We start from the raw sequence: 301 nt of genomic DNA, 5'->3' as shown, positions 1-301 counted from the left end.
CGCCGATCGCCGAGCCCGTCGACTACGTGGCGGCCATGGCCGAGGCCTTCAAGCTCTCGACGCGCGAGACCGAGGTGCTGCGCTATCTGGGCCGCGGCCGATCGGTGCCCTACATGCGCGAGGTCATGACCCTTTCCAAGAGCACCATCGAGACGCACATTAAGCACATATACGCCAAGACCGACGTGCATTCCCAGCAAGAGCTCATCGATCTCATCGAGTCCTATCAGGAGGGAACGGGGGAGGCGGCGCCCGTCTCGGCTTCATAGGCAAGTAAAGTGGCCGAAGCTTTATTTTCTGC

Annotated in this window: 1 protein-coding gene; it reads left to right on the top strand. The window is 61.1% G+C overall.

Annotation, left to right across the window (positions count from 1 at the left end):
• On the top strand, positions 1-269 hold a 269-nt coding region (locus tag NE591_RS14370; RefSeq protein WP_256156995.1), incomplete at its 5' end, for a helix-turn-helix transcriptional regulator.
• Between the last annotated feature and the right edge of the window lie 32 nt (positions 270-301).

It is taken from the genome of Adlercreutzia sp. DFI.6.23, assembly GCF_024462535.1.
GTDB lineage: Bacteria > Actinomycetota > Coriobacteriia > Coriobacteriales > Eggerthellaceae > Adlercreutzia > Adlercreutzia rubneri.
Note: the sequence above shows the minus strand (reverse complement) of the source record. Positions and strands in the feature narration are given on the sequence as shown.